Origin of the sequence: Mucilaginibacter sp., assembly GCF_036383575.1 — a bacterium.
GTDB lineage: Bacteria > Bacteroidota > Bacteroidia > Sphingobacteriales > Sphingobacteriaceae > Mucilaginibacter.
Map to the genome: position 1 here is coordinate 1 of NZ_DASVOB010000722.1, position 5265 is coordinate 5265.

General features: G+C 43.7%; 4 protein-coding genes. 3 read left to right on the forward strand and 1 reads right to left on the reverse strand.

The window, feature by feature from the left end; translation table 11 throughout:
• From VF500_RS25875 to VF500_RS25885, 3 genes are all read left to right on the forward strand, one after another.
• Nucleotides 1-573, forward strand: a 573-nt coding sequence (locus tag VF500_RS25875) for a DUF3810 family protein (RefSeq protein ID WP_330862429.1), incomplete at its 5' end; no start/stop codon positions are given.
• Between the two features lie 460 nt (nucleotides 574-1033).
• A complete protein-coding gene (locus VF500_RS25880; protein ID WP_330862430.1) occupies nucleotides 1034-3238 on the forward strand; it encodes a penicillin acylase family protein in 2205 nt (734 codons plus the stop codon).
• Nucleotides 3239-3265: 27 nt separating this feature from the next.
• Entirely contained in the window at nucleotides 3266-3754 is a 489-nt protein-coding gene (locus tag VF500_RS25885) for a hypothetical protein (protein ID WP_330862431.1), read from the forward strand.
• A gap of 198 nt (nucleotides 3755-3952) precedes the next feature.
• On the opposite strand, the gene VF500_RS25890 is transcribed toward VF500_RS25885, so the two are convergent.
• Complete coding sequence (locus VF500_RS25890; protein WP_330862432.1) at nucleotides 3953-5086, reverse strand: glycosyltransferase family 2 protein; 1134 nt, start codon at nucleotides 5084-5086, stop codon at nucleotides 3953-3955.
• Between the last annotated feature and the right edge of the window lie 179 nt (nucleotides 5087-5265).

Consider the following 5265-nt stretch of genomic DNA (forward strand, 5'->3'; position numbering starts at 1 on the left):
AATACAGCCCGGCATGCTATTTACACGCTCAGTAAAGATTCTGCCAATTTCAGGGCTTATAACCCCGATATAAAGCCCTCAATACTTACCCCATTGTTGAATTATATTGGTACATCGGGCTATTATAACCCCTTTACTTCCGAAGCGCAGGTCAATTACCAGATGCCCGTTTTTAACCGGCCTTTTGTAGTTTGCCATGAAATGTCGCACCAGATGGGGTACGGTGCCGAAGATGAAGCAGATTTCGCGGGCTTTGTCATCGCTGTAAAATCGCACGACAGGTTGTTGCGTTATTCGGCCTACCACCTCGCCGTGCAGGAGTTTATGCATTCGCTTGGCGCGCGTGATACCGTTGCACACAAAGAACTTAAGGCACTCATCAGCAAAGAAGTTCGGAGTGATTACATCACCGAACGAAACTATTGGCTGGCCTATGAAAATAAACTGGGCGCCATCAGCAGTATTTTTTACGATAATTTCCTGAAGGCCAATAACCAACCCCAGGGCCTCGAAACCTACAACCGCATGGTATTATTAGCTATGGCGTGGTACAGGGAACAATGGGTTCATTAGTTCACTGGTTCATTAGTTCATTGGTGAATAGTTTGTGAGTATGGTAACCATCAAAAAAATGGATAGCCTCTGTGCTAAGGCTAATGAACAACTGAACTAATGAACCAGTAAACTATCAAAAAAAATGCGTTCCGTATCTCACCCCGGAACGCACACAATACCACGTCTCAAATGATATTGAATCAACTAAATCTCAGATATCATATTAAATGTATACCCAAGCTCTTTATATTCGGATACCGGATGGGAACCGGTACAGAAAAGTCATCAACAATTCACTATACTGTTTGGCAGCACAGCAATAATTACCTTCAAAAAAGCCGATTGTAAATATTTGAATAGGAACGGCGGTACGATGTAATTATTATGAATTAATCCCCAAATTTACCTCAAAATGTTTAAAAAGCCTCGTTTTCCTTACATTTATGTAGATAATTTGTTGGGTAAAATTACTGTTACTATGAAAATTAATTTAGTTATCGCTTTGATGTTTCTTCCCGTATTGGTTTTCGCTCAAAAAATTAATCAAAAGGAAATAAAACGGGCGCAAGTATTAGCAAAGACGGTAACTATTATTCGTGATAATTGGGGAGTTCCGCACATTTATGGCAAAACTGATGCCGCGGTTGTTTTTGGGCTGATGTACACCCAGTGTGAGGATAATTTTAAGGGTATCGAACGTAATTATCTTTACCAGTTAGGCAAACAAGCCGAGATTGACGGCGAAACTAATTTATATACCGATGTACAGCTACAGCTCATTGCCGACAGTGCCGATGCTATTAAAGAATATAAGACAAGCGCACCCTGGTTTAGGAAGCTAATGGATGCCTTTGCCGATGGCATTAACTACTACCTGTACAAACATCCCGAGGTAAAGCCAAAAGTGTTTAAGCATTTTGAACCCTGGTATGCGTTGATGTTTACCGATGGCAGCGTCGCCGCTACCGAAACTGGGGGCATTAAATTAAGTGAAACAAAGGATTTTTACAGCACAGGGCCCGAAAAGCTGGGCGCGGTAACCGGCCGGCCGGCAAAAAATATTTATGATATGGTGAATGAGCGCGAAACCGGCTCAAATGGATTTGCGATAGCGCCTTCAAAATCGGCATCGGGGCATGCTTTGCTGTATATTAATCCTCACGTACCGTTTTACTTCCGTAGTGAGGTTGAGCTGGTAAGCAACGAGGGGCTTAATGCTTACGGCGCCGTTACCTGGGGACAGTTTTTTATTTACCAGGGCTTTAACCAGCATTGCGGCTGGATGCATACCAGCGCCTATGCCGATGTCGCCGATCTGTATGCCGAAAAGGTGAGTAAAAAAGATGGCAAATGGTATTATGAATATGATGGTAAATTACGGCCGGTCGTCACCCGCGATCTATCCTTCAAAATAAAAAAAGGCGATCAGGTTGAGCAGCGTTCTATAACCGGTTATTATACCCATCATGGTCCGGTGCTTGGTGCAAGGGATGGCAAGTGGATCACGCTTAAAGCCAACAACCGCTCATACAATGCGCTGGTTGAGTCATGGCTGATAACCAAGGCCAATAACCTGGCCGAATATAAAAAGGCCATGAACATGGTGTCAAATGCTACAAACAGTACTGTTTATGCCGATGATAAAGGGAATACCATTTTTTGGTACGGCAACTATATTCCTAAACGCAACCCTAAATATGACTGGAGCTTACCGGTTGACGGCAGTACATCAGCAACTGAATGGCAGGGTGTACATAAACTCAGCGAGATCATCACCAATGCAAATCCCGCTACCGGCTGGATCCAGAACTGTAATTCAACACCCTATACGGCTTCGGGCATATCAAGTCCGAATAAGAATAAGTATCCTGTTTACATGGCTCCCGATGGTGAAAACTATCGGGCTGTAACTGCAATTAAAATATTAAAAGATGCGAAGAACATCACGCTTGATGACCTGATCGCTAAAGGATATGATCATTATCTTGCTGCTTTTGATGATCTGCTACCATCACTTTTTAAAGCTTATGATGCCGCCCCCGATTCGGTTAAACAGTCGTTGGCCGAACCAATAAAACTCCTGCAGCAATGGGACAGGAATACGGCTATCCTCTCCGTAGCCAGTTCGCTCGCTATTGAATGGGGAACGCTTATGACCAAAGCCTTGCCGCCGCCTCAAACCGACCAGGAAAGTACCTTTATTACCCGGCGCTTTCAAACCCTTGTTAAAACCGTGAGCCCGGCGCAGCAATTGACCTGGTTAAATGATGTGATCAGGAATCTGCAAAGCCGCTTCGGTACCTGGAAAGTAGAGTGGGGCGACATGAACCGCTATCAGCGCCCGGATGATGGCATTACCTTTGATGATAACAAACCCAGTATTCCTGTTGGTTTAACCGGATCGGGCTTCGGACAGCTGCCATCATTCCAAAGTCGTATGATGAACACCAACAGACGCTATGGATATTCGGGCAATAGTTTTATCGCTGCTGTGGAATTTGGTACACGGTTAAGGGCTAAAAGCATTGTAAACGGCGGTAGCTCTTTTGATCCTGCATCAAAAAATTTCACCGACCAGGAACGGGGAATTATTGATGGGAAGTTTAAAGACGTGCTGTTTTACAAAAAAGATGTTTTAAAGCATGCACAACGCACTTATCATCCCGGCGATGATTTTAAATAGTAAAAAGTATATTTGGTAAGTTAAAAAATGAAGAGAACCCTGTTAATTGCCTTGTTGTTGTTTTGCTGTGCAACTGTGTTTGCCCAAAGCGTAACCATTAATGATCTGGCAAATATCTCTAACCTTTCAAACGCCGAAGCCCATAACTATCTTACCCTCGGTAAAAAATTCAAGCGTCAGTATATCCAGGATGTCGACGGAAACAGCATTGAACACCTAAATCGGGTAGGTCCGGATAATAAGGAGGAAACTGTTGTAATAGGCGTTGGCAGTAAGCTAAGCAGCGGGGCTGTATTGCGTACCGTTACTTACGCCACTTCCACATCTCAGCACATCATTAACTTAATAGGCCAGGCAAAGCACATGGGCCTGATCATGAAACTTCACGGCTCCGATGCTAAAAACGATATCTATCTCTTTGATAATGACTTTTTCCATATCGTAATATTCTTGAACCATGATAATATTTCCGGTTCGGTTGAAGTGCACCAGAAAGAATATTTGGGGTTTGATTGAGGGAGATGTCTGAACCTGAATTTGTTGAATTTAGAGAATTATGGGAATGCCGGGTAAATAAACAAATTTTAATAATTCGTTTAAGCTGAGTTCAGATAGAAATATCCTTTCACCCCGGTTGTCGTGTCCTCACGACAACTATGCACACTTTGAAGCGGATCGGTTGCCGTGAGGACACGGCAACGGGGTGAAAATATCCTACTCCTTCCCCTTCAGCATCTTCAGCGAATAAAAACTCTCCCTCCAGTAAATACCACCCCGCGCAACCGTTGTTACCGAGGCTTTTAAATAATGCCAGGCCAAAAAGAAAGCCGAAAAAGGGATCATAAAGGCATACCACCATTTGTTTGGCGGTACTATCTCCATATAAATTATATGAAATATCAGCATAACAGCAGCCATGATCCGGATAGTCGGCGTGCCGAAAATGAACATCACGGGCATAGGTAAAGCTACGGTTAGAAGCATACTGAGTACGTTGAAAATGGCTTTCGCAAGACTAAAGTTCGCCACCGCAAACGAGTTCTTTTGAACCCCGCGACCCAGTTCGCCCAGGTTTTTATACCACTCCAGGCAAACATAGCCCTTGCCGGCCAAAACATCCTGCCTTAAGCCCTCCTTTTTCATTATTTGGCCAAGTTGCAGATCGTCATCAGGGCGGAGTTTAATGCGTACGTGCGTACCCATTTTTTCGTAAGCTGTGCGCCTGACCAAATTGAATGCCCCGATGCCCGATGAAGCTTTTGATTTGGGATTTTTAGCTTCCCATGGCTTCATGGAAGTCATAAGCATAATGCTCAAGGTTGCAAATACACTGTTTAAAATAGCCGACCGGGATATCAGCTCAGGCAGGATGGTTAAATGATCAAGCTGCTGCTTAACCGCATAGCCAACAGCCTTATTAATAGCATCGGGATGGAAAACGATATCAGCATCGGCAAAAAGTATCCATTCTTCGGTACTGCTGAGGTAACCCTGGTACAGGGCGTTGTTTTTACCCAGCCACCCATCGCGTAAAGTACTGATGGTGGTTACCCTGAGTTGCGGATATTGTAAGCTGAAAGCCTGTAATATTTCGGCGGTACGGTCGGTTGAGCGGTCGTTCACTACAATAACCCGGTGATTGGTGTAGTTGATGTGACAAACACTTTGCAGGGCTTTTTCAAGATCTTCTTCCTCGTTGCGCACTGCTATTATGATAGCAAGGGGAGGGGGATTATCCATTATAGATTGCCGGCTTACCTGCTTAATTTGTTTAAAACCGATAAGCAGGTAAAAGTTAAGTGCCAGGGTTGTTACAAACAATATAACGCTGTACCAGAATAGTATCATGATAAATAGGTTTGGATAAAGGTGAGTAAAAATCAGGAAATAATAACAACGAAAAATGGCATATTGCATTACCAATTTTAATGCCTTATGGAAAATATCAGCCGCAAAAAATTTATTACTTCGGCCGCGTTGGCTGCCGCCGGTTTGCCTTTGAGTTTAGGCGCTTTGGCTAAGCAGCA

Bases quoted from the DNA above. Each gene is read 5' to 3' on its own strand.
- VF500_RS25880 (WP_330862430.1), top strand. From the start codon at position 1,034: ATGAAAATTAATTTAGTTATCGCTTTGATGTTTCTTCCCGTATTGGTT.
- VF500_RS25885 (WP_330862431.1), top strand. From the start codon at position 3,266: ATGAAGAGAACCCTGTTAATTGCCTTGTTGTTGTTTTGCTGTGCAACT.
- VF500_RS25890 (WP_330862432.1), bottom strand. From the start codon at position 5,086: ATGATACTATTCTGGTACAGCGTTATATTGTTTGTAACAACCCTGGCA.